Source organism: Aminobacter sp. P4_D5 (assembly GCF_056401815.1).
On the sequence record NZ_JBFUIP010001429.1, the window covers coordinates 1 to 513 of the forward strand.

Consider the following 513-nt stretch of genomic DNA (forward strand, 5'->3'; position numbering starts at 1 on the left):
GGGCATCCATTCGGATGATGCTCCGAAAGCTTTGCCCACACGCAGGATGATCACGGATGGACACTCAGAAGACGTAGCGCAGCCGAACGGTTCCCGAGACCTCGCGCAGGCGGTCGGAAAGCTCGCTGTCCAGCCGCGCGCCGACCGTCCAGCGCGGCGCGATCTCCGCCTCGCCGCCGAGCGCCAGCCCCCGCAGCGCGCCGTGCCGTCGGGCACCGTGCCGCCGACTCCATTGCCGCCCGTGCCGAAATCCCCGTTCACCGAGCCGGACCAGGTGGCATCCAGGGCCAAGGCCTGGCCGGTGAGGCCCGGTGCGGTCCCGATCATGAGAGCCAAGCGAAGGCGCGACATGTTCTTGTACTGCACTGCGACTGGCTCTCCGATTATGGATTTCCAGAGATTTATTCACTCCATCTAAAAGATCACGCAGCCAATCACTCTTTTGTCAGGTTTTTTTGTTGCGCCGGGGCCGCAACGGCGGCGCTTGACGCCAAAGCTGCGGCGGCCGATTCC

The 513-nt window shown here is 64.5% G+C and carries 1 protein-coding gene; it reads right to left on the bottom strand.

From position 1 onward, the window contains the following. The coding region (locus AC1DWF_RS38800) for a hypothetical protein (RefSeq protein WP_476843705.1) at nucleotides 1-366 on the bottom strand (366 nt) is incomplete at its 3' end. Nucleotides 367-513: the final 147 nt, after the last annotated feature.